Below are 21905 nucleotides of genomic sequence, written 5' to 3' on the forward strand. Positions count from 1 at the left end.
ACCCGCCCGCGACCCTTCCGGGCCTGTGGCCCGGAAGGCGTGCCATCGGGGTGGCCTCTCTTTTGGTTACTTTTCTCTGGCCAAGCAGAGAAAAGTGACCCGCTCGTCGGCAGACGAGCGGAAGCCCGCCGCAGGCGAGCCTGGTCGCGGAGTCGCCAAACCGAAAGCGAAGAGCAAAGTCACTGGATCCCAGCCTTCGCTGGGATGACGAGCCGGGAAGGGCGACGCGAACGGCGCGCGTCACGCTCCGTTCCACTTCCGTAGGGATGACGAGCTAGGTAGGTTCGCGAAAGCGGCATACGCCTGGCCCCGTCGAGCATTCTCGGCGATACCGAAAAACCGAATCTGCTACCCAACCGCCGACTGCTCACCCTCATCAACCACATCCAACTCAAACACATGATTGTCGTAGTCGCTGAAGTACAGCGCCGTATCATGCCGCGCCATCTGATAATCCAGCGCCAGCGCATCCAGCCTACCCGCACACGCTAACTGCTCCGCCTTGCTCACACGGAACGCGATGTGGTCACCGTTGCGCGCAGCGGGGCCTTGGCCACGAATCAGCGCGAACTCGAGCCCCGCCAACCAGACGATCACTTCAGGATGCGAATCGTTCGGGTCTTCCTCGCGAAGGATGCGCGCGTCGTCGAACACGCCGGTCAGCAGGTGCGCGCTGCGCGTGGGATTGCTGACGATCAGCGCGATGTGGCTCAGGGCCTGGGGCATGGCTCGGTCCAGTCCGAGTGGGTCCGCACAGTGTAAGCCGCGGTGTGTCCGTGCTGCGACAGCCTGCGCAGGATAAATCGGCGCTGCGTCACGCCACTGCCGCCTCCCGGCCACGCTAAACTTGGCGGATGGCTCCCATATCCCGCAAGCGCCAGCAACGCAAACTGCCGATCACCAGCGCCCCGCGCCTGCGCCCCGGTGTGGCGACGCGAGTAACGGGCACGGCGCAGCCTGCGGACAGCTCCACCCGCGCCACCCGCGTGCTGGACTGGTTGCTGGAGCGCCTGCCGGCGCCCTATCGCAGCAAGGCGCGAGACTATCTCGTGCTGACCCGCATGGACCGCCCGATCGGCGCCCTGTTGCTGCTGTGGCCGACCTGGTGGGCGCTGTGGCTGGCCGCCGCGGACTTCCCGCCGGTGAAGCTGCTGGTGATCTTCACGCTGGGCGTGTTCTCCATGCGCGCCGCTGGCTGCGCCATCAACGATTTCGCGGACCGCAAGCTCGATCCCCAGGTGGCACGCACCGCGGGCCGCCCGATCGCCGCCGGGCGAGTCACGCCGCGCGAGGCGCTGAGCGTGTTCGCCAGCCTGCTGGTGTTCTCGTTCGTGCTGGTGCTGTTCACCAACCGACTCACCATCCAGCTATCGTTCGCCGGCGCGGCGCTGGCCGCGATCTACCCGTTCACCAAGCGCTACACCCACATGCCACAGGTGGTGCTGGGCGCAGCATTCGGCTGGTCGATCCCGATGGCGTTCGCGGCCGTGTCCAACTCGGTGCCCGCCGTGGGGTGGCTGCTGTTCATCGCCAACATCGTCTGGTCGGTGATCTATGACACCCAGTACGCGATGGTGGATCGCGACGACGACATCAAGGCGGGCGCCAAGTCCACCGCCATCCTGTTTGGCGACGCCGACCTGCCGATCCTCGGCATCCTGATCGCCACCTTCCTGCTGGCCATGCTGTTCGTGGGCCAGCGCGCCTCGCTGGGCTGGCCGTACTGGCTGAGCCTGCTGGCCGCCGCCGGGCTGTTCGGCTGGCAGATGTGGCGTATCCAGGGTCGCGATCGCGACGCCTGCCTGTGGGCGTTCCGCAACAACAACTGGCTCGGCATGGCGCTGTGGATCGGCATCGTGCTGGCGCTGGCCGTGCGCTAAAGCCACCACGCCTACGTTGGAAGCGCACCTGGCGCGCGACCAGCAGTTCCATGGCGTCATCCCCACGCAAGCCTTTTGCGCACGCTCGCTCATGTGCGCCTTCGTCCACGCCGTGTAGAAGGGGTTCGCACTAGCTTGTCGAAATCGACGGGTCTGGTTCGTCGTCAGGAAGAGGGTCGCCTACCGGCGGCCACAACCCCCACAGGAGTGACGATCTATGCGATTCATAGCCATGGTACGGGCCACCCGCGCCTCGGAAGCGGGCGAGATGCCCAGCGAGAAGCTGCTCACGGAGATGGGCCGCTTCAACGAAGAACTGGTCAAGGCCGGCGTGATGCTGGCCGGCGAGGGCTTGCATCCGAGCGTGCGCGGCGCGCGCATCCGTTATGAGGGCAACCAGCGCACGGTGATCGACGGCCCGTTCGCTGAAACCAAGGAGCTGATCGCCGGCTTCTGGCTGCTGCAGTGCGCCTCGCTGGAAGAGGCGGTGGAGTGGCTCAAGCGTGCGCCCAACCCCTTCGAGGGCATGCCCTCGGAAGTCGAAATTCGCCGCGTATTTGAAGCGGAGGATTTCGGCGCGGAGTTCACCCCGGAACTTCGCGAGCAGGAAGCACGCATGCGTGCGCAGATCACCGGATCGAACTGAGCACAACCAGAGGACATTCCATGTTGATTCAACCTTATCTGTTCTTCGATGGCCGTTGTGAAGAGGCCCTTGCCTTCTACGCCAACGCAGTCGGCGCCCAGACCATGATGCTGATGCGCTTCAAGGACAGCCCCGAGCCTGCCCAGGGCTGCGGCCCCAACGAACCCAACGGTGAGAAGGTCATGCACGCCAGCGTGCGCATTGGCGAGTCCGTGGTCATGGCCTCGGACGGCGAATGCGGGGGCAAGCCCAATTTCCAGGGCTTCTCGCTGTCGCTCACGGCCAAGGACGACGCCTCGGCGGAGCGCAGCTTCAACGCCCTCGCCGACGGCGGCGAAGTCACCATGCCGTTGAGCCAGACCTTCTTCGCCAGCCGCTTCGGCATGCTGCGCGACCGCTTCGGCGTGAACTGGATGGTGATGGCCGCCGCGAAGTAAGCCATCGACAGACCTCACTTGCGCCACACGGGGTGCGGTGTTGTGATCGGATGTCATGAGCGCCGCCGACATCCATCGCACCATCGACGCCGTGTGGCGCATCGAGTCTCCCCGGTTGATCGCGGGGCTGGCCCGCATCGTGCGCGATGTCGGCACGGCTGAAGAGCTGGCCCAGGATGCATTGGTGGCAGCCCTGGAGCAGTGGCCCACCATCGGCGTGCCGCGCAATCCCGGCGCCTGGCTGATGACCACGGCCAAGCACCGCGCCATCGACCAGCTGCGGCGGCATGCGCTGCACCGACGCAAGGAAGACGAACTCACGCGGGATATCGAGGATCAGCTGACGCAGACCGTGGGAGACCCGGATGCCATGCTCGACGATCCGATCGGCGATGACTTGTTGAGCCTGGTGTTCACCGCCTGCCATCCGGTGCTCGCCACGGAGGCACGTGTCGCGCTGACCTTGCGGCTGCTCGGCGGCCTCTCCACCCCTGAAATCGCCCGCGCCTTCCTCGTGCCCGAACCCACGGTGGCTCAACGCATCGTCCGCGCCAAACGCACCCTGCGCGAGGCCAACGTGCCATTCGAAGTCCCGCGCGGCGACGAGCTGAGCGTGCGGCTGGCCTCGGTGCTGGAAGTGGTCTACCTGATCTTCAACGAGGGTTATGCGGCGACCGCGGGCGAGGACTGGATGCGCCCGGTGCTGTGCGAGGAGGCCTTGCGGCTGGGCCGCGTGCTGGCTGGACTGGCGCCACGCGAGCCGGAAGTGCACGGTTTGGTTGCGCTGATGGAAATCCAGGCGTCGCGCACCGCAGCGCGCAGCGGCCCGAACGGCGAACCGATCCTGCTGGGCGAGCAGAATCGCGCGCGCTGGGACCAGTTGCTGATCCGCCGCGGCCTCGACTCGCTGCAACGCGCTGAGGTTCTCGGCGGCGCCGAAGGTCCCTATGCGCTGCAGGCGGCCATCGCCGCCTGCCACGCGCGTGCGCACTTCGCCGAAGAAACGGACTGGGCGCGGATCGCCGCACTCTACGACACGCTGGCGCTTCGCATGCCTTCGCCGGTGGTCTCGCTCAATCGCGCGGTGGCCCACGCGCAGGCATTTGGCCCCGCAGCCGGCCTGGCCCTGGTGGATGCGCTGGTCGACGAACCCCGGCTACGCCACTACCACCTGCTGCCCAGCGTGCGCGGCGAGTTGCTGGGCAGGCTCGGTCGCCATGCGGAGGCCAGAGAAGAATTCCAACGCGCCGCCGCGCTCACCCAGAACGTGCGCGAGCGCGAGTTGATGCAGCAGCGCGCCGCGGCCAGCGCGATCGCCAGCGGTCAGATGTAGCCTCCGCCCGGCCGGCGCACTCAAGCCTGCACGAAGTGGCTCGCCCGATATGCCGCCAGGCTCGGCTCGGCGCCATACATGCGCTCCACGAACGCGTTGCGCTCGTGCCACATCACTTCCATGTCCCACAGGCAGAAGGAATAGCGCGCAGCGTCCTCGATCCAGCCGCGTTCCTGCTCAACCGCGACCGCCACGAACATCTCGTTGTCGTTGCCCCACCAGCCAAGCACCAGATAACGCGCGCTGGCTCCGTCGTGGCAGATCGCAAAAGCCGGTGTCGCACGCCAGTCGATCGGCCGGGCCTGCTTCATCCGCGCGAGCTGCGGCAGGTAGGCCGAAAGCGCGACCGGACGCGCCGTCGCGGCGATGGTGTACAGCTTGATGCCATCGGCATCGAGGGGATGACGTTCGATGGCCCTGCGTTGGAACATGGCTGCGGGTCTCCATGGAATACCGATGTCGCCGGCCTTCCATCTTCCCATCGACGGCCATCAGGACGAAGACTTTCCCTCGTGCGCCGCGACCGCGTCCATGACACGCGCGGAGTAGACCAACGCCGCGCCCGCATTCATGGCCACCGCCACGCCAAGGGCTTCGGCGATTTCCTCCCTGCTGGCGCCCTGCTTGAGCGCCGCGGCGGAGTGCACCGTGATGCAACCGTCGCACCGTGTGGTGACCGCCACCGCCAGCGAGATCAGTTCTCGAGTCTTGGCATCCAGATGCCCCGTCTTCTTGCCGGCGTTGCTGAGCATCTGATAGCCGCCCACGGTGTCCGGGCTGAGCTTGCCGATTTCACCAATGCGCGACAGGAGTTCCTTGAGATATTCGGTCCAGTTCAACATGGGGCACCTCCTCGGATGATGGGAAGGCGTCAGGCTGCGCAGCCGGCCGCCGTCACGACAAGGCGCGCCGGGCCGTCGGTTCACCTGCATTCCCTGCCGTGTCGCCGTCGACGCCACCCGGCGCAAGCATCGCGCAAGCGCCGTGAAGGACCCGCGCACCCGGCGCAAGCCACGCGACAGCGCACAGTCCGCCGACCATTAGCTTGCACCTGACAGCCATTCTTATGGACGTCCAAACGCGAGTTGTAACAACGCTGATACAGCGTGGTTGACGCCACGCTGTCGCTTCAAATCGTAGCCCGCGCTCTCGTTGACACCACCCATGGTGGCGCGTAGCGTCCGCCCTCGCTGCACATGCGCGCAGCCCAGCCAAGGGGAAGACCATGAAACGGCACTCGTTGCTCGTCGCGTCACTGCTCATGCTCGCGATCCTGGGACCGGCAACAGCACAGGAAGCGAGGCCCTACAAGGAAGGCCCGGTTCGTGAAGTGACCTTCGTCAGGATCAAGCCTGGCCAATTCAACAACTACATGAAATTCCTTGACGGACCGTACAAGGCGAACATGGAGGCGATGAAGAAGGCTGGCCTGATCACCGGCTACACCGTCTACCGCGCGCAACCGCGTACGCCGCAGGACGCGGACCTGGTGCTGGCCGTCACCTTCGCCAACATGGCGGCGCTGGACCGCAGCGACGAGACCGATGCAGTGATGGCCAAGACCATGGGCTCGATGGATCAGCGCGAGAAGGGCGCGATGGATCGCGAGTCGATGCGCGAGATCCTCGGCACCCAGCTGCTGCGCGAGCTCGATCTGAAGTAACTCATCAAACAGGTTGCTACGACGGTCCGGAGCGATCGCGTCGATTGGGTCGCTCCGGTTTTCTTGACGTCGCCCCGTCAGCACTCACTTGCGAAGCGTTGCCTTCTGCGTTTCCGCGATGAGCGCGGCAATCTCTTCATCGCTCAACTGGGACAGATCCGCCGCAGCCGCGTCGGTCACGCTTTTGTCGCCGGTGCCTTCGCTACGCACCGTGTAGCCGTTCTGCGAATGCTTGAGGAAGAAGAAGAAGGGCATGACGGGATTGCCGGGCGCCGCGACCACCACCAGCGACTTGGCGTCCTCGCAGCTGTAGACCAGCCACGGCGTGTCACCAAACTGCCGGCTCACCGGGCCCACCTCGCACTTGAGCACGGGCGCCTCGGGCGACGCCGCGCCGTTCGCCGACACGGTGAGGCCCACCATCAGTGACAAGCACAGCCATCGCCGGTGTTTCATGTGGACGCTTCCAGGGTTCGATCCGGCGAGCATAGGCGCGCGGTGACGTCCGCGCCATCGCTCTGGCCGGCGTAGCCGTCATTGCGTCGAGCGATTCGGTGACGGGCGCCACGGAACGCGGCGCTCGCCAGCTCATCGGCCAGCAGCGCCCATTTGCTGCGTCACCCTCACCACCGCATCGACGACCGCCTGCGGCTGGTCCAACTGGATGTCATGCGAGCTTTGGTCGACGACCACCCGCTGGCCGCGTGTGGAGGTGGCCACAATCTGCGCCTGGGTCTTGTCCCTGGCCGCCTCCAGGGAGGGGCGCACGTCGGACGACAGGTCGGCATAGGTGTCGGAAGCCGTCAGCACCATCAGCGGCATGGCGCCGTGGTGCTCCTGCGACGACACCGGTTGACCGAACACGACCGCATTGTCCTGCAGCTCGGACAGCAGCGTGCGCCAGAAGGCGGGAGTGCTCTTGTAGGCGAACGTGGCCGCGTTGACCTTGTCGCTGGCGAGCGGATTGGCGGCGGCAACGCAACGCTGCAACGGCGGCGGCGGGGACGCCAGCTGATGATGCTCGGCGCCAGTCGCGCATTGGCGGATGAAGGCGTAGCGTTCGTCGTTCACCGCCTGCTCCTGTTTGGCCCAATCGGGCGCAAAGGCCGCGATGTCCTGCGCGGGCGGGTCGAGCAGGACCAGGGCACCGACGTCAGCGGGATAGCGCTCGGCGTAGAGCCGCACGATATTGCTGCCACGCGAATGCCCCACCAGCACCAGCGGCGTCGCCAACCCGGCGTGATGGATGAGCGCATGAAGATCGGACACATCCGCATCGAGGCTACGCGGCTGCGGACCTTCGTCGCTGAAGCCATAACCGGCGCGATCGTACGAGCACACTTTCGTCGATGCCGCCAACAGCGGCTGCAACCTGAACCAGGTGGTGGTGTCGGCATGCGAGCCCGCCTCCAGCAACACCGTCGGCCCTCTGTTGCCTTCACAACGGAGGTTGAGCTTGCGCCCCGGCGCCACACTGATCCGCTGGGCCGCTTGTGCGTAACTGTCGGGAATACGTTCGGGCACGGCCACGCTGCCTGTTCCATCGGCATGCACTGCGCCCACCGCCAACACCAGGCAGAAGAAACCCCTGCCTATCCATCGCTTCCTTTTCATGCCCTTCTCCTCGGTGAGCCGCAGCCCGGCGGGCCGCTCGGCACGCCCGATCATCGACAGGACGGCAGGTGGAAAAGTTCTTCAGGTGCGCGCCTGGGCGCGAACCGAATCCGCGCGAGGGCTGCGGGCAGTACTCGGCAGACGGCGTGCACGCGCGCCTTCACGTTCGGTGAAGGCGCGCGGGTCGCACGGGATCAGTGCAAGGACGCTACGTCGATGCGTCCCTCGCGTGCCGCCTTGACCATCGCCGCGTGGTCCTTTTCGTTCTGTGCAGCGTAGGCCACGGAGAACGAGGCGATGGCGTCGGCGAAACTGTCACTCTTGCCCAAGTAGGCCGACAGCAGCACAGCATCGCCAGAGCGCGCATGCGCACGCGCCAGCGTATGGGCGCACAGGCGTCCGTAGCGCCGCAGGTTGGCGGCGCTCATCAGCTCGACTTGGGGCGAAATCTTCGCGTCACGCAGCTGGCGAATGTAGAAGTGGCGGCGCGGCCCCTCGGTCCAGCCCAGGAACAAATCGCTGGCCGACTGCATCAGGCGCTGGCCAGCCACCACGCGTTGGCCCTGGTGCGGATAGACGTTCTTGCCAATGAACGGATCGATCACCGAGGCGCGGGCTTCCTTGAACTGCAGGAACAAGGGGTCGCCGTTGCCCGACACCAACAGGATGATGCCGCAGTAGGTTCCCACACTGCCCACGCCCACCACCTTGACGGCCGAATCGACGACTTCAAAGCGATCGAGAAGCACGCGCCGTTCCGGTAGCAGCGATTGCCCATAATGGTGGAATGCCTTGGCGCGATCTTCGGCGCTGACGATGTTGTCGATCGATACGTCGTGATAGATCAGCGGCGGCTGGTCCAGAATCCGCGGCGGCGAGCCACCGGCCACCGTGAACTTCACGAACTCCTTGGTATGGGCCGTTTGTTCGACCGCCTTGCGCACGATCTTGTTGGTGAGCTTCTTCATCTGCTCGTCTTGCATGCGACTGATCACATCCTGCAAGTCGATGTGGTCGTACCAGGCATCGAGCAACGGCATCTGCGCGTAGTTCGCGATGTGGTCGCGATAGGCCGCGGCCGCCTCCCAGGCGATGTCGCGCCCATCGTTGGTGGTGAAGCCGTTGGCCTGGGCGGCCACCACCAGGCTGGCGCACAGGCGCTTGATGTCCCACTCCCACGGGCCGACCGTGGTTTCGTCGAAGTCATTGATGTCGAACACCAGCTCGCGTTCCGGCGTGGCGAAGCCGCCGAAATTGACCAGATGGGCGTCGCCGCAGATCTGCAGGTCGATGCCGGTGCGCGCGGCGCTGGCCAGATCGTTGGCCATCAACGCGGCGGCGCCACGATAGAAGGCGAACGGCGAGGCCATCATGCGCGCGTAGCGGATCGGCACCAGCGACTCCACGCGTCCTTGCGAGGTTTCAATCAGGATATCGACCGGGTCGCGGCGGTCGGCGGGCGCCTTCCAGCCCCCCAGCGTCTTGCGCGGGCAGCGTTCCCGCAGGGTCTTGGCCAGGGCCTGCCGCTCGGCCGGCGGGCGCAGCAGCGTCGCCTGCGAGTTGGGGGTCGAAGGCAACAGCTCCGATGGCGCCTGCTTTGGCTTGGCCTTGCGGCTTCGCGTAGGGCGCGCGGCCTTCTGTTCGGTGGTCTTGGGACCCTGCTGCTCAGCGACGGTGGACATGGGCGCCCCCTGCTAGGGATGAGACGTGGTCGACGGGGATCCGGCCTGTGGGCCAGAGGGTCATTTGACACCCGAACCCTGTGAAGAAATACCGTAGAAATACCGGTAATGGCGTAAAGCCGGCACATGCGGCTTAACGGGTCCTTCACGCGGCAGCCACCTGAAGCGAACGATCCTGCGGTGACGCACGCCGGCGCCACCCCGGCCCTTCGCCGAGGAATCGACCATGCCCATCCCCCGCCGACTGTGGACGGCCACGCTGCTGCTGATGCTCGCCGGCTGCCAGTCGCCTGACGACAACCCGTCCGAGCGCGCGGCCGCCAGTGCGCCAACCACCAAGGCGCCGGCCGCGGCGACCTCCGCGCCGGACACCACGCCTGGCGCCACTACGCCGGCCGTTCACGTGTATGCCTACCAGTGCGGCGAGCTGGCGGTGACCGGACACTTCACCGCGGAGCAGGTGACGCTCACTTTCAGCGGCAAGACGCTGGTCTTGCCTCATGCCATGGCCGCCTCGGGCGCGCGCTATGCCGACGACCTGGGCAACGAGTTCTGGGGCAAGGGACTGAAGGACGCGACTTTCACGCTCGCGGGTGACGCGCCGCGCACCTGCAGCGGATCTGGCGAGGAACTTCCCTCGCCGAGCACCTCGCTGTAGTCGCCATGGACGATGGACGCATGCCCGCACCAACAGCCGCGAGGTCCTGAGCCATGTTGCAGGAATTCACGCAGACCTTCCTGCTGCTGGTGACTGGCCTGTTTCCGATCATCAATCCGCCAGCATCGGCGATGATCGTGCTGACCATGATCCCCGACGCCACGCCGGCCGAGCGCACCGAGCTGGCCTGGCGCATCACCACCAACAGTTTCGCCATCCTGCTTGGATCATTGTTGATCGGCGCCTACGTGCTGTCGTTCTTCGGCATTTCGATTCCGGTGCTGCGCGTGGCCGGCGGCGTGATCATCGCCACGGCCGGCTGGAACCTGCTGCAGAAGCCCGATGAGGACGAGAGCGAGGAAGCCGCCCAGCTCAAGGCGCGCCCCCATACGGGTTCGCTGGCCTCCAAGGCGTTCTATCCGTTGACCATGCCGCTCACGGTGGGACCGGGCTCGATCTCCGTGGCGATCGCGCTGGGCACCGGCTCCCCACGCGGCGGCCCCGCGCCGGGTCACTTCGCCGGCGTGGCGGCGGCGCTGGTCATCCTGTGCGCCAGCATTTACGTGTGCGTGCGCTTTGCCGGCGACCTGGAACGCCTGCTAGGCAACATCGGCACCAAGATCACCATGCGGCTGTTCGCCTTCGTGATCTTCTGCATCGGCATGCAACTGCTGTGGAACGGTTTGTCCGAGCTGTTGCGTTCGATTCACCCCAGTTAGCCGGCCACACTCGACGGCGCGCGCGCCAATGCCCAGACGTCGACCCGCGCGACGCCGGCACGCTTCAGCGCGCGCACACATTCGGCCAGGGTCGCACCGGTGGTGAACACGTCGTCGAGCAGCGCGACATGCGGGGGCAAGGCAATTCCGTCGCGGACGGCGAAGGCCCCGCGCACGTTGCGCCGGCGCGCGATGGCGCCCAGTTCGGTCTGCGCATCGGTCTGTCGAATGCGTTGCAGCACATCGTGACGCAGCGGCAGGCGCCATCCACGCGCCAACGCACGGGCCAACTCCAACGCCTGGTTGTAGCCGCGCTCGCGCAGGCGCTGACGATGCAGGGGTACCGGCACGATCAGTTGCGGCAGCGCGAGCGGAAGCGGTTCGCGCCACCACAGCGTGGACAGCACCCGGCCGGCGGCCAGATCGGCGCCGAACTTGAAGCGAGATTCCAGCCGATCCAGCGGCCATGCATAACGGAACGGCGCCCAGGCCGCGTCCCACGGCGGAGTTCGTCGCTGGCACTGGCCGCACAGCGCCGCGGGCTCGGCCAGCGGCAGGGCGCAACGCGCGCAACAACTGCGATTTCGCGGCAGCTCGGCGGCGCAGTCACGGCACAGGTCCAGGCCATCGTCGCCCGGCGCGCCGCACAGCAGGCAATGCAGGGGAAGTACGAAGCGGCCCAGCGCATGCGCCGCGGGCCGCCACCAGGAAAGCGCCTCCATGCGCCGGATCTCCGCTCAGCTCTTGGGTTTGAACATGGCCGCGTCGAGGATCGACCACAGATGGATGATCCAGCCTAGCCAGACAATCCACAGGATCGCCGCCAGCACGAACATCACCAGGGCGATCCAGAATCGGCCCTGCACCAGCTGGCCCAGGCCGGGAATGAACAAACTGCAGATGGCGGCAAGCACATTGCCCGCGCTGCCCTGTCCTGCACTCATGCCGGCGGCTCCGTGGAGTGAATGCATCGATGGTAGCGCCAGCCATACGCCGACGCATCGTAAACTTCACTAATGCCGCAAAAGTTGACAGAGCGGAATGCCCTGCCACACTGTCGCAAATTCCTTCCCCAGAGCTGTCGCCATGGCCCAACCGATCCGCCACGACTGGACCCGCGCCGAAGTGGCCGCGCTGTTCGCGCTGCCGTTCAATGAACTGCTGCATCGCGCGCATTCGGTGCACCGCGAGCACCACGATCCCAACGCGGTGCAGGTGTCCACACTGCTCTCGATCAAGACCGGCGGCTGCCCCGAGGATTGCGCCTACTGCCCGCAGGCCGCGCGCTACGACACTGGCGTGGAAGCGCAGAAGCTTATGAGCGTGGACGCCGTGGTGGCGCGCGCGCAGGCAGCCAAGGACGCCGGCGCCTCCCGCTTCTGCATGGGCGCCGCGTGGCGTAGCCCGAAAGACCGCGACGTGCTGAAGGTGGCCGAGATCGTGCGTGCGGTGAAGGGCCTGGGCCTGGAAACCTGCGCCACGCTGGGCATGCTCAACGGCGAACAGGCCGCAACGCTCAAGCAGGCCGGTCTGGACTACTACAACCACAACCTGGACACCGCGCCGGAGTTCTACGGCGAGATCATCCACACCCGCCAGTACCAGGATCGTCTGGACACGCTCGAACACGTGCGCGAAGCGGGCCTGAAGACCTGCTGCGGCGGTATTGTCGGCATGGGCGAGACGCGCGAGCAGCGCGCCGGCCTGCTGCAGACGCTGGCCAACCTTCCCGAGCACCCGGAATCGGTGCCGATCAACCAGCTGGTGCAGGTGGAAGGCACGCCGCTCAACGGCGTGCAGGCGCTGGATCCGTTCGAGTTCGTGCGCAGCATTGCGGTCGCGCGCATCCTGATGCCAGCCTCGATGGTGCGTCTGTCCGCCGGCCGCCAGCAGATGGACGACGCCGTGCAGGCGCTGTGCTTCTTCGCCGGCGCCAACTCGATCTTCTACGGCGAGAAGCTGCTCACGACCGGCAACCCGGACGTGGAGCATGACCGCGCGCTGTTCAAGCGTCTGGACCTGCATTCGCTGGAGGTGGTGGAGGAAGCCAACACCGTGCATGCGGACATCATGGAAGCCGATAGCGCCGGATGCGGTCATGGCTGCGGTTGCAGCGCGGCTGCGTGAGACGCGGTGCCGGGATACGAGACACTTCGCTCAAACCGTCATTCCCGCGGAAGCGGGGATGATGAGGAATGAGGCGTTGTTGCGACGCCCATGACGCGCCCCTCACTTACTGAACGGTTGGCCCGGCACAGCGCCGAACGAGCGCAAGCCGGCCTGCTGCGGCGCCTGCGCACCATCGACCATGCCGATGGCGCCTGGGTGCATAGCGCGGGTCGCCGGCTGCTGGCCTTCTGCACCAACGACTACCTCGGGCTCGCCCAGCATCCCACGCTGGTCGCCGCGCTGAAGAAGGCCGCCGACGAGTCGGGCGTGGGCAGCGGCTCCGCCCACCTGATCGGCGGCCATCGCCGCGAACACGCGGCGCTGGAAGAAGCGCTCGCCGAATGGACCGGGCGCGAACGCGCCCTGCTGTTCTCCACCGGCTACATGGCCAACCTCGGCGTGATGCAGGCGTTGCTGCAACGCGACGACCTGTGCGTGCAGGACAAGCTCAACCATGCCTGCCTGCTCGACGGCGCCCAGCTGGCCGGCGCCACGCTACGTCGCTATCCGCATGCCGATGTCGATGGCGCAGCGCGCCAGCTCGCCAGCCAGGGCGACGCCGCCGCGCTGCTCGCCACCGATGGCGTGTTCAGCATGGACGGCGACATCGCGCCGCTGGGCGAACTTGCCGGCCTCTGTCGCCGCGAAGGCGCCACCTTCATGGTGGACGATGCGCACGGACTGGGCGTACTGGGGCCGCAAGGCGAAGGCAGCGTCACCACGGCGGGCCTTGGCCAGGACGACGTGCCGGTGCTGATGGCCACCCTAGGCAAGGCGCTGGGCTGCAGCGGCGCCTTCGTGGCCGGCTCAGCGGCGCTGATCGAAGGCCTGGTCCAGTCGGCCCGCACCTATATCTATACGACCGCGATGCCCCCAGCGCTGGCCGCCGCCACCCTGGCGGCCGTAAAACTGACCCTGACCGAAGACTGGCGACGGGAGAAGCTGCAGGCGTTGATCGCCCGCTTCCGCCACGGCGCGAGCCAGCTGGGCCTGCCGTTGATGCCCTCGCCCACCGCCATCCAGCCGCTGCTGCTGGGCGACGCGCAGACCGCCCTCGATGCCTCCAAGGCGCTGGAGCAGCAGGGTTTCCTGGTCACCGCGATCCGCCCGCCAACGGTGCCCCAGGGCAAGTCGCGCCTGCGTATCACGCTGTCGGCCGCCCACGAGGAGGCGGACGTGGACCGGTTGCTGGAGGCCCTGTCCCGGGTCGCCGCGCCCCGCCCCGTATAATGGCCTCTTCAGCCGTACCCATCCCCCCATGTCCATCATCAATCTCTCCGCCTATCGATTCGTCGGCCTGGACGACCTTCCGGCGCTGCGCGAACGCATCCACGCGCGCTGCGAAGCGCTGGCGCTGAAGGGCACCATCCTGCTCGCGCCGGAGGGCATCAACCTGTTCCTCGCCGGTGCGCAGGAGCCGATCGACGCCTTCATGAACTGGCTGCGCGAAGACCCGCGCTTCGCCGGACTGGAGCCGAAGGTGTCGGTGTCCGATGCCGTACCGTTCGGCCGCATGCGCGTGCGCCTGAAGAAAGAGATCATCACCATGCGCATGCCGGCGATCCGGCCGGAAGGCTCGCGCGCGCCGGTCGTGGCGCCGGTGACGCTGCAGCGCTGGCTGGCACAGGGCCGTGACGACGAGGGCCGCGAAGTCGTGCTGCTGGATACGCGCAACGACTACGAGACCGATGTGGGCCTGTTCGCCGATGCTGTGGACTACCGCATCGCCAGCTTCACCGAACTCCCCGCCGCCCTCGCCGCCGACCGCGCGCGTTATGAGGGCAAGACGGTGGTGTCCTACTGCACAGGCGGCATTCGTTGCGAAAAGGCGGCGCTGCACATGCAGGACATCGGCATGGAGCGCGTGTACCAGTTGGAAGGCGGCATCCTGAAATATTTCGAGGAAACCGACGGCGCGCACTGGCGCGGCGACTGCTTCGTGTTCGACGAGCGCGGCGCGCTGGACAAGAACCTCGCGCCCGCCGCTCTGCTCCCTCTCCCCGCTGGGGAGAGGGCTGGGGTGAGGGGCCAACCTAGCGAAAGCCCTGCACTTGGCGACGCCTTCTCGAGCACCCGCCCTTTACCCCCTTCAGGGGGCTCATCCGCCCCTTCGGGTCACCTTCTCCCCGACGGGGAGCAGGCACTTTGACCCTGCACATCGAGACCCACGGCCACGGCGAAATCCCCGTGGTGCTCCTGCATGGCTGGGCCATGCACGGCGGCATGATGGAACCGCTGTGCGAGGTGCTGGCCAACCGCTGCACGCTGCACGTGGTCGACCTGCCCGGCCACGGTTATTCGCGCGACAGCACGCTGCCGCTGGAGCCCTCCGCCTGCGCCCAGGCGATCGCCGAGCGCACCCCGGCGGCGATCTGGATCGGCTGGTCGCTCGGCGGCCTGATCGCGATGACCGGCGCGCTGGAGCATCCGCACAACGTGCTTGGTCTGGGCGTCATCGACGGTACGCCGAAGTTCTCTCGCAGCGAGGACTGGCCGCATGGCAGCGACCCCAAGCTGGTGCGCCAGCTCGCCGATGACCTGGAAACCGACTACCACGGCACGCTGGAACGCTTCATGGCGCTGGAGGCCATGGGCAGCCGCGACCCGATGGCCGAGGTGCGCCACCTGCGCAGCCTGATCTTCACCCGCGGCGAACCCGACCTGCGCGTGCTGCAGGAAGGCATCCGCATTCTGGAAACCAGCGATCGCCGCGCTGATCTGGCCGGCCTTGCCGTGCCCAGCGCATGGATCGCCGGCCGCCGCGACCGCATCGTGCCGCCCGCGGCGATGGCGTGGTCGGCCGAGCAGTCCCGCGGCCGCTTCGTGGAAATCGCCCACGCCGGTCACGCGCCCTTCTTTGGTTACGCTGCGGAAGTCGCCGAAGGGCTGGCGCCGCTGCTGGACAGTCTTTCATGAGCTCATCGCATTTCGACCAGCGCCAGGTGCGCCGCAACTTCGGCCGCGCCGCCAACACCTACGAACAGCACGACGCGCTGCAACGCGAAGTGCAGACCTTGCTGCTGGATCGCCTCGGCTTCTACCTGGAGACGCCCGAGCGGGTGATCGACGTGGGCGCCGGCACCGGCCGCGGAACCGCACTGCTGCGCAAGCGCTATCCGAAGGCGCAGGTGGTGGCGATGGATCTCGCCCTGCCGATGCTGCGCGCGGCCAGGAAGCACGCGAGCTGGCTCAAGCCGTTCCAGCGCGTGTGCGCGGAAGCCACCTCGCTGCCGCTGCCCGACCACAGCGTGGACGTGCTGCATTCCAACCTGTGCTTCCAGTGGGTCGATGACCTGACCGCGCTGTTCAGTGAATGCGTGCGTGTGCTCAAGCCGGGCGGCCTCCTGGTGTATTCCACCTTTGGTCCGGACACCCTGAAGGAATTACGCGCGGCGTGGGCGGAAGCCGACCAGCAGCCCCACGTCAGCCGCTTCCTGGACATGCACGACCTTGGTGACGCCATGATCAACGCTGGCCTGCGCGACCCGGTGCTGGACGTGGATCGCTACACGCTCACCTACAGCGAGCCGCGCATGCTGCTCAAGGAGCTGCAAGGCCTGGGAGCCACCAATGCCGACCGCGAGCGCGAGCGTCACCTGCTCGGCAAGCGCCATTACCAGCGCATGCTGGCCGCCTACGAAACAATGCGCGTCGACGGACGCATTCCGGCTACCTGGGAAGTGGTCACCGCGCATGCCTGGGGGCCGCCGCCGGGGCAGTCACGCCGGCTGCCTGGTGGTGGCGAGATCGCCAGTTTTTCGCTCAACAGCCTGCGCGGATCGCGCCGCCGCTGAAGCCGCGGCCGGCGGGCGCGCTGCGCGCCGCCGGCACCGCGTCGCCGTCAATCGATGCGGAACAGTTCGCCGCTCAGGCGGCTGTCGATGTAATGGCCCAGGCCATCGACCGGCGCGCTCCAGTCATGACGTTCTTTATATGGCTGCTGGACTAGATTGTCAGTGGTGGCGCGGTCGCTGCGCGGCTCCACACGAGCCGTGGCGGATGCCGTCGCCGGTGCTTTGGATAAGGGCAGGCCGATAAGCAACATGATCGTGTTCCTCAGACAACACCCGTGTTTTGGGCAGCCCTGACACTAGACCCACCGCACACTGGCAAAAAGCGAGAATTTCGCAATCCAGGTATGAGGCGACCTCAACATGAGTCGACCGCCGCTCACTGCCTTGCAGGGCTTCGTCATCGCAGCCCGCACCGGCAATCTCTCGCTCGCGGCGAGGCACATGCACCTCACCACCAGCGCGCTCAGCCACCAGATTCGCGGGCTCGAGGACCGGCTCGGCCAGCGCGTGTTCGTGCGCGGACCTCGGGGCGTCGACCTCACGCCGGAGGGCACGCGCCTGCTGGAAATGGTGGGGCCGCAGTTCGAGTCGATCGAACGTGCGCTGCAGGAGTTCAGCGCGCCGCCGGCCGATGAACTCACCGTCAGTGTGATGCCATCGATTGCCTCGAGCTGGCTGGTGCCGCGGCTCGGCGACTTCATCGCCACGCATCCGCATCTGCAGCTCAACCTGCTGTCGAGTCCCGCGCTGGTCGACTTCGAGCGCGAATCGGTCGACGCCGCCTTGCGCTTTGGTCCCGGCGAATGGCCCGGTGTCCGGGCCGAGCACTTGTTTGATGACTGGCTCACACCGATCGTCAGCCCCGACCTCATCGCGCGACTGGGACGCCCGACGCTGAAGCACCTGTCCGAGTGGCCCCTGCTGAACGACCTGGAGAATGTCTGGGCGAAATGGTTCCGCACCTTCGGTGGCACGCCGCCCGAGCGCTACGTGGCGCACTTCGACGACACCGAAACGCTGCACCACGCCGCGGTCGAAGGTATGGGCATCGGGCTCGGCCGCCTCACCATGGCGCGACCGCTGCTGGAGTCCGGGCAACTGGTGCTGCTCAGCCGGCGACGGCTCCGCGCCGACTACGCGCACTACCTGGTCTATCCGCCACGCTCGGCGCAGCACCCAGCGCTACGCGCGTTCCGCGAGTGGCTGCTGGAGGAGGCCCACCGTTACGCGCGCGAGCCGCAGCGGCTACCGCATTCCATGGATGGACGCCGGCATCACTGATCACACCTGCTTGTAGCGGAAGCAGCTCACTACATGGTCGTTGACCATGCCGGTCGCCTGCATGAAGGCGTAGCAGATCGTGGTGCCCACGAAGCGGAAGCCGCGCTTCTTCAGTTCCTTGCTCATGCGATCCGACACCGGAGTGCTTGCCGGCACGTCGCCCTGACCGGTCCAGCGATTGCGGATCGGCTTGCCGTCGACGAATGACCACAGGTAAGCATCGAGGCTGCCGTGTTCGTCGATCACCTTCAGCGCGGCGATCGCGTTGTCGCGCGCGGCGTACACCTTCAGGCGATTGCGCACGATGCCGGGATCGAGCAGCAGCTTCTCCAGCTCGCGGTCCTTCATCGCGGCGACGCGGGCGATCTCGAAGTCATGGAACAGACGGCGGTAGTGCTCGCGCTTGAGCAGGATGGTTCGCCACGACAACCCTGCCTGCGCGCCTTCCAGGCAGAGGAATTCGAACAGCATCTGGTCGTCATGCAATGGCGCGCCCCACTCGGTGTCGTGGTAGTCGTGCATGTCCGGGCTGTTGCCCCAGGGGCAGCGTGTCTTGCTGGTGGCCTTCGATGCCATGGCGTCATTCCTTCACAGTGCGGGCTTGCTGCGCAGGCCAATCGCCGCGCCGCCCAGTGCGGCCAGCATCCCCAACCACAGCCAGACCGAGAACAGCACGCCGGTCAAACCGAACATAGCCGCCAGCAACGCGATGGCGGCCACCATGAACAGCCTGCCCCAGCCCTGGCGGCGCCATAGCAAGGCAAGGCTGCCGATCAGCAAGGACAGCGCGCCGACCACCACAGGCAACGCCTTGAGCAGGGAGACTTCTCCGGTCTCCGTCATCCGCCACAGCAGCGGGAACCGGATCAGCAGGCCGATGACGGCAGCCAATCCGGCGCAGGCCACGGGTGCGTTCCATGAACTCGTACCGGCCATGCCCATCCTCTTGCGGTTTTCCAGGCAAGCCTCGACGCTATCCCACCCATGCGTGTGGAACAAGGGTCCGACCCGGCGCGCGCTTCCCCGTCACCTGGACCATCCATGACCACCTCAGCGCACACACGCGGCGCCGTCTTCGCGCTGCTGGCCACCATCCTGATCTGGGCCTACAGCTGGGTGGTGATGAAGCAGGTGCTCGCGCATGCGGGGCCGTTCGACTTCGCCGCGATCCGCTACGTGCTCGGCGCGCTGGTGTTGTTCGGCGCGCTGCTGGTGCTGCGCCAGCCGCTGCGTCCGCCGCCGCTGCTGCCCACATCGCTGATCGGCTTGTGCCAGACCACCGCGTTCCAGGGCCTGGGCCAGTGGGCGCTGGTGAACGGCGGCGCCGGCCGCGTAGCCCTGCTCGCCTACACCATGCCGTTCTGGGCTGTGTTATTGGCGTGGGTGATCCTCGACGAACGACTCACCCCGCGTCGCTGGCTGGGCCTGGGCCTCGCCGCCATCGGCCTCACCTGCATCATCGAACCCTGGCATGGCCTGGGTAATCCGGGCAGCACGCTGCTGGCCATCGGCGGCGGCGCGGCGTGGGCCATGGGCACGGTGCTCAGCAAGCGCATGTTCCAGCGCCATGGCCCGACGCCCCTCAACCTGACCGCCTGGCAGATGCTGCTGGGCTCGCTCGCGCTGGTCGTGATTGCCCTGTGCGTGCCGCAGCGCGCGATCGAATGGAACTGGGCCTTCGTGGGCGGACTGGCCTACAGCGTGGTGATGGCCTCCAGCATCGCCTGGGGCCTGTGGCTGTTGGTGTTGCACCGCCTGCCCACCGCAGTGGCGACGCTGGCCAGCCTTGGCGTTCCGATCGTCAGCGTGCTGCTCGCCTGGGTGATCCTGCACGAACGGCCGAGCGCGATGGAGACGCTGGGGATTGCGTTCGTGTTGTCGGGACTGGTCGCGGTGAGTGGGCTGCGTTTGCGACGCGGCTGAGCGCGGCTCATCGTCACAATTCAGGAAGACCTATTTCCTGCGTCATCCCCGCCAAAGCGGGAATGACGAAGGTGTTGAGGGCGATGTTTACCAAGGCAACGCGTCGATATCGACATTGCCACCCGTGAGGATCAATCCCACCTGCTGCCCCTTGAAGCGCTCCGGGCGCTTCAGCACCGCGGCCAACACGGTGGCGCTCGAGGTTTCCACCACGATCTTCAGCTCGTTCCACAGCAAGCGCATCGCAGCGATGACCTCTTCGTCGGTGACGGTGGTCACTTCGACGCGATGCATGCGCAGCGCCTCAAAATTGGCCTCGCCGACCAGCGTGCGCAGGCCATCGCAGATGGTGTCGGGCACGAAGGGGCCCACGCGCTGGCCCGCCGCCAGCGAACGTGCCGTGTCGTCGGCGCCAGTCGGCTCCGCGCCGTGCACCGCGATCTGCGGCGACACGCCATGCGCCGCGATGGCGGTGCCGGCATTGAGGCCGCCGCCGCCCACCGGCGTGATCACCGCATCCAGGCCGCCGACCTGCTGCAGCAGTTCCAGCACGGCGGTGCCCTGCCCGGCCATCACCCGCGCGTCGGCGTAGGGGTGCACGAGTTCGGCGCCAGTCGCCGCGCGTACTTCCTCGGCCTTGGCTTCGCGCGCGGCCTGGTTGTTCGCGCAGCGATGCAGAATCGCGCCGGCGCGCTCGATCGCCTCGACCTTGGTACGCACGGCGCCGTCGGGCACGATCACGTGCGCGGGAATGCCGCGCGTTGCGGCCGCCAGCGCCAGCGCATTGCCATGGTTGCCCGAGGAATGCGTGACCACGCCGCGCGCGGCCTGCTCATCATCCAGCGACCACACGGCATTGCAGGCGCCGCGAAACTTGAAGGCGCCGCCGCGCTGCAGGTTCTCGCACTTGAAGGACAGCTCGGCGCCGCTCAACACGTTCAGCACCTGGCTGCGCAGCACCGGCGTCACCACCGCATACGGCTTGATGCGCGCCGCCGCCTCCTGCACGTTCGCAAAACTGGGAAGCGCCGCGTGAAGGACAGGCTGGCTCATGGGCTTTCGATCTCCACACCACAGGTATAGCGCCGCTCCGCGCCCGCTTCGAGGCGGATCGCAGCGGCGCAGTCAGGACGATTGAAGGCGTCGGCCCAGCTTTCCATCGGCTCCAGCGCCACCGAGCGGCGCACGTCGCGCGTCACCGTATCGGCGGTGAAGGCGAGCATCACGCCGGACCGCTGCCACACCGCGATGGCCAGACCGCTGTCGGGATCACGCAGGCGCGTGCGTGCGCGGCCATCGGCGTCAGCGACAAGGTCGGTGTAGGCAACATTGAGCTCGCGCGCGCCGATCGGCTGGAGCTGGCGGAAATCCAGCGACGGCTCCTGCGCCATCGGCACGCGCGCGGCGTCACCCGGCAGCGGGATGAAGTCGGCGTCGGTGCGCACCACGGTGTCCGCGGGAACCTGCAGCTCCCAGCGGTCGATCGGGCCGTCGCCGAGGCGGAAATACGGATGCCAGCCGAAGAAGCAGGGCGCAGCCTGCTGCCCCACGTTGCGCATCACGGCCTCCAGGGTGAGGCCGGATGCATCCAGCGTATAGGTCACCGACAGGTCGATCGCGTACGGATAACCCGGGTGCACGCCGGGGCGGATCGCCTGCGTGGTGAAGGTGACGCGGGCGGCGCTGTCGTCGGCGCTGAGCTGGGTGATCTCGAAATCAACGCCACGGACGAACCCGTGGCGCGCGGCGCGCGAAGCACCCTCCACGCCCGGCTGAAAGTCGTGCGGCGCCCCATCAAACACGCAGCGTGCGTCATGGATGCGATTGGCGAACGGCGCCATGACGGCGAAACGCGAACTAGGCCTGGTGTCCAGCTCGCCCGCGTCGCGATAGCCGTCGGCGATATCGCGGCTGCCCTCGCCGACCGCCACGTCGAAACTCAGCAGAGTCGCGCCACGCCTCGCAATGCGCAGCCGGCGGCCGCGTGCAGGGTCGGCCAGCGCCACGATCTCGTGGGCCCCCAACCGGCCGCGTTCTGCAAGAAACTGCGCCATCGACTTGTCCTGCCTGGAAAGGGCCGCATGTTAGCCTGATCCAATGACCAAG

At 66.9% G+C, this 21905-nt stretch carries 27 protein-coding genes; 14 read left to right on the top strand and 13 right to left on the bottom strand.

Features of this window, described 5'->3' with window-relative positions; translation table 11 throughout:
* Window positions 1-348 precede the first annotated feature (348 nt).
* Window positions 349-726, bottom strand: a complete 378-nt coding sequence (locus tag DVT68_RS19455) for a VOC family protein (protein ID WP_114826875.1) — start codon at window positions 724-726, stop codon at window positions 349-351.
* A 128-nt stretch (window positions 727-854) separates the two neighbouring features.
* Here DVT68_RS19455 and ubiA point away from each other — a divergent pair, with 128 nt between their 5' ends.
* The 4 genes from ubiA to DVT68_RS19475 all read left to right on the top strand — a co-directional run bounded on the left by ubiA (window position 855) and on the right by DVT68_RS19475 (window position 4296).
* Window positions 855-1880 (top strand): 4-hydroxybenzoate octaprenyltransferase, encoded by a 1026-nt coding sequence (gene ubiA, locus DVT68_RS19460; RefSeq protein ID WP_114826876.1) that lies wholly within the window; start codon window positions 855-857, stop codon window positions 1878-1880.
* Between the two features lie 217 nt (window positions 1881-2097).
* Window positions 2098-2526 (top strand): YciI family protein, encoded by a 429-nt coding sequence (locus DVT68_RS19465; protein ID WP_114826877.1) that lies wholly within the window; start codon window positions 2098-2100, stop codon window positions 2524-2526.
* A gap of 20 nt (window positions 2527-2546) precedes the next feature.
* Window positions 2547-2963: a VOC family protein gene (locus DVT68_RS19470; protein WP_114826878.1), complete on the top strand. Its 417-nt coding sequence runs from the start codon at window positions 2547-2549 to the stop codon at window positions 2961-2963.
* 55 nt (window positions 2964-3018) lie between these two features.
* On the top strand, window positions 3019-4296 hold the full coding sequence (locus DVT68_RS19475; RefSeq protein ID WP_114826879.1) for an RNA polymerase sigma factor: 1278 nt from the start codon (window positions 3019-3021) through the stop codon (window positions 4294-4296).
* 20 nt (window positions 4297-4316) lie between these two features.
* Here DVT68_RS19475 and DVT68_RS19480 read toward each other — a convergent pair whose 3' ends face one another.
* Window positions 4317-4727 carry a hypothetical protein gene (locus tag DVT68_RS19480; RefSeq protein WP_114826880.1) on the bottom strand — a complete coding sequence of 137 codons (411 nt, stop codon included), beginning with the start codon at window positions 4725-4727 and terminating at the stop codon, window positions 4317-4319.
* Between the two features lie 60 nt (window positions 4728-4787).
* The gene (locus DVT68_RS19485) at window positions 4788-5138 is read right to left on the bottom strand and encodes a carboxymuconolactone decarboxylase family protein (RefSeq protein WP_114826881.1); all 351 of its coding nucleotides are present in this window, start codon (window positions 5136-5138) and stop codon (window positions 4788-4790) included.
* A gap of 383 nt (window positions 5139-5521) precedes the next feature.
* Here DVT68_RS19485 and DVT68_RS19490 point away from each other — a divergent pair, with 383 nt between their 5' ends.
* On the top strand, window positions 5522-5959 hold the full coding sequence (locus DVT68_RS19490) for a hypothetical protein (protein ID WP_147281775.1): 438 nt from the start codon (window positions 5522-5524) through the stop codon (window positions 5957-5959).
* An 84-nt stretch (window positions 5960-6043) separates the two neighbouring features.
* Here the strand turns inward: DVT68_RS19490 and DVT68_RS19495 are convergent, their stop codons facing one another.
* The 3 genes from DVT68_RS19495 to DVT68_RS19505 all read right to left on the bottom strand — a co-directional run bounded on the left by DVT68_RS19495 (window position 6044) and on the right by DVT68_RS19505 (window position 9255).
* Window positions 6044-6415: a hypothetical protein gene (locus DVT68_RS19495; RefSeq protein WP_147281776.1), complete on the bottom strand. Its 372-nt coding sequence runs from the start codon at window positions 6413-6415 to the stop codon at window positions 6044-6046.
* Between the two features lie 132 nt (window positions 6416-6547).
* Window positions 6548-7573 (bottom strand): alpha/beta fold hydrolase, encoded by a 1026-nt coding sequence (locus tag DVT68_RS19500; protein ID WP_114826920.1) that lies wholly within the window; start codon window positions 7571-7573, stop codon window positions 6548-6550.
* A gap of 194 nt (window positions 7574-7767) precedes the next feature.
* Window positions 7768-9255, bottom strand: a complete 1488-nt coding sequence (locus tag DVT68_RS19505; protein WP_233523568.1) for a DUF2252 domain-containing protein — start codon at window positions 9253-9255, stop codon at window positions 7768-7770.
* Between the two features lie 226 nt (window positions 9256-9481).
* Between DVT68_RS19505 and DVT68_RS20595 the strand changes: the two genes are divergently transcribed.
* Entirely contained in the window at window positions 9482-9913 is a 432-nt protein-coding gene (locus tag DVT68_RS20595) for an MliC family protein (protein ID WP_199536151.1), read from the top strand.
* Between the two features lie 53 nt (window positions 9914-9966).
* Window positions 9967-10632, top strand: a complete 666-nt coding sequence (locus DVT68_RS19515) for a MarC family protein (protein WP_114826884.1) — start codon at window positions 9967-9969, stop codon at window positions 10630-10632.
* Here DVT68_RS19515 and DVT68_RS19520 read toward each other — a convergent pair.
* Together DVT68_RS19520 and DVT68_RS19525 are read right to left on the bottom strand one after the other, a co-directional pair.
* Window positions 10629-11354 carry a ComF family protein gene (locus tag DVT68_RS19520; protein ID WP_114826885.1) on the bottom strand — a complete coding sequence of 242 codons (726 nt, stop codon included), beginning with the start codon at window positions 11352-11354 and terminating at the stop codon, window positions 10629-10631. The genes DVT68_RS19515 and DVT68_RS19520 overlap by 4 nt on opposite strands.
* Window positions 11355-11369: 15 nt before the next feature.
* A complete protein-coding gene (locus tag DVT68_RS19525) occupies window positions 11370-11576 on the bottom strand; it encodes a hypothetical protein (RefSeq protein ID WP_114826886.1) in 207 nt (68 codons plus the stop codon).
* 142 nt (window positions 11577-11718) lie between these two features.
* Here DVT68_RS19525 and bioB point away from each other — a divergent pair, with 142 nt between their 5' ends.
* The 5 genes from bioB (at window position 11719) to bioC (ending at window position 16595) form a co-directional block, all read left to right on the top strand.
* The gene (gene bioB, locus DVT68_RS19530; protein WP_114826887.1) at window positions 11719-12759 is read left to right on the top strand and encodes a biotin synthase BioB; all 1041 of its coding nucleotides are present in this window, start codon (window positions 11719-11721) and stop codon (window positions 12757-12759) included.
* Between the two features lie 90 nt (window positions 12760-12849).
* Window positions 12850-14031: an 8-amino-7-oxononanoate synthase gene (bioF, locus tag DVT68_RS19535; RefSeq protein ID WP_114826888.1), complete on the top strand. Its 1182-nt coding sequence runs from the start codon at window positions 12850-12852 to the stop codon at window positions 14029-14031.
* Between the two features lie 28 nt (window positions 14032-14059).
* Window positions 14060-14950 (top strand): sulfurtransferase, encoded by an 891-nt coding sequence (locus tag DVT68_RS19540; protein WP_114826889.1) that lies wholly within the window; start codon window positions 14060-14062, stop codon window positions 14948-14950.
* Entirely contained in the window at window positions 14947-15717 is a 771-nt protein-coding gene (bioH, locus tag DVT68_RS19545) for a pimeloyl-ACP methyl ester esterase BioH (protein ID WP_114826890.1), read from the top strand. The genes DVT68_RS19540 and bioH overlap by 4 nt, the downstream gene beginning before the upstream one ends.
* Window positions 15714-16595, top strand: coding sequence for a malonyl-ACP O-methyltransferase BioC (gene bioC / locus DVT68_RS19550; RefSeq protein ID WP_114826891.1), 882 nt, complete (start codon window positions 15714-15716; stop codon window positions 16593-16595). The genes bioH and bioC overlap by 4 nt, the downstream gene beginning before the upstream one ends.
* A 47-nt stretch (window positions 16596-16642) precedes the next feature.
* On the opposite strand, the gene DVT68_RS19555 is transcribed toward bioC, so the two are convergent.
* Complete coding sequence (locus tag DVT68_RS19555; protein ID WP_114826892.1) at window positions 16643-16846, bottom strand: hypothetical protein; 204 nt, start codon at window positions 16844-16846, stop codon at window positions 16643-16645.
* A gap of 109 nt (window positions 16847-16955) precedes the next feature.
* Here DVT68_RS19555 and DVT68_RS19560 point away from each other — a divergent pair, with 109 nt between their 5' ends.
* Window positions 16956-17876 carry a LysR substrate-binding domain-containing protein gene (locus DVT68_RS19560; protein WP_114826893.1) on the top strand — a complete coding sequence of 307 codons (921 nt, stop codon included), beginning with the start codon at window positions 16956-16958 and terminating at the stop codon, window positions 17874-17876.
* Here DVT68_RS19560 and DVT68_RS19565 read toward each other — a convergent pair whose 3' ends face one another.
* Both DVT68_RS19565 and DVT68_RS19570 read right to left on the bottom strand, forming a co-directional pair.
* A complete protein-coding gene (locus DVT68_RS19565; RefSeq protein WP_114826894.1) occupies window positions 17877-18452 on the bottom strand; it encodes a DNA-3-methyladenine glycosylase I in 576 nt (191 codons plus the stop codon).
* Between the two features lie 12 nt (window positions 18453-18464).
* Window positions 18465-18812 carry a hypothetical protein gene (locus tag DVT68_RS19570; protein ID WP_147281777.1) on the bottom strand — a complete coding sequence of 116 codons (348 nt, stop codon included), beginning with the start codon at window positions 18810-18812 and terminating at the stop codon, window positions 18465-18467.
* 105 nt (window positions 18813-18917) lie between these two features.
* Here DVT68_RS19570 and DVT68_RS19575 point away from each other — a divergent pair, with 105 nt between their 5' ends.
* Window positions 18918-19799 (top strand): DMT family transporter, encoded by an 882-nt coding sequence (locus DVT68_RS19575; RefSeq protein WP_114826896.1) that lies wholly within the window; start codon window positions 18918-18920, stop codon window positions 19797-19799.
* 87 nt (window positions 19800-19886) lie between these two features.
* On the opposite strand, the gene DVT68_RS19580 is transcribed toward DVT68_RS19575, so the two are convergent.
* Complete coding sequence (locus DVT68_RS19580; RefSeq protein WP_114826897.1) at window positions 19887-20852, bottom strand: pyridoxal-phosphate dependent enzyme; 966 nt, start codon at window positions 20850-20852, stop codon at window positions 19887-19889.
* Entirely contained in the window at window positions 20849-21853 is a 1005-nt protein-coding gene (locus DVT68_RS19585) for an aldose 1-epimerase (RefSeq protein ID WP_114826898.1), read from the bottom strand. Before DVT68_RS19585 ends, DVT68_RS19580 begins: the two co-directional genes overlap by 4 nt.
* Window positions 21854-21905: the final 52 nt, after the last annotated feature.

It is taken from the genome of Dyella solisilvae, from assembly GCF_003351225.1.
Classification (GTDB): domain Bacteria; phylum Pseudomonadota; class Gammaproteobacteria; order Xanthomonadales; family Rhodanobacteraceae; genus Dyella; species Dyella solisilvae.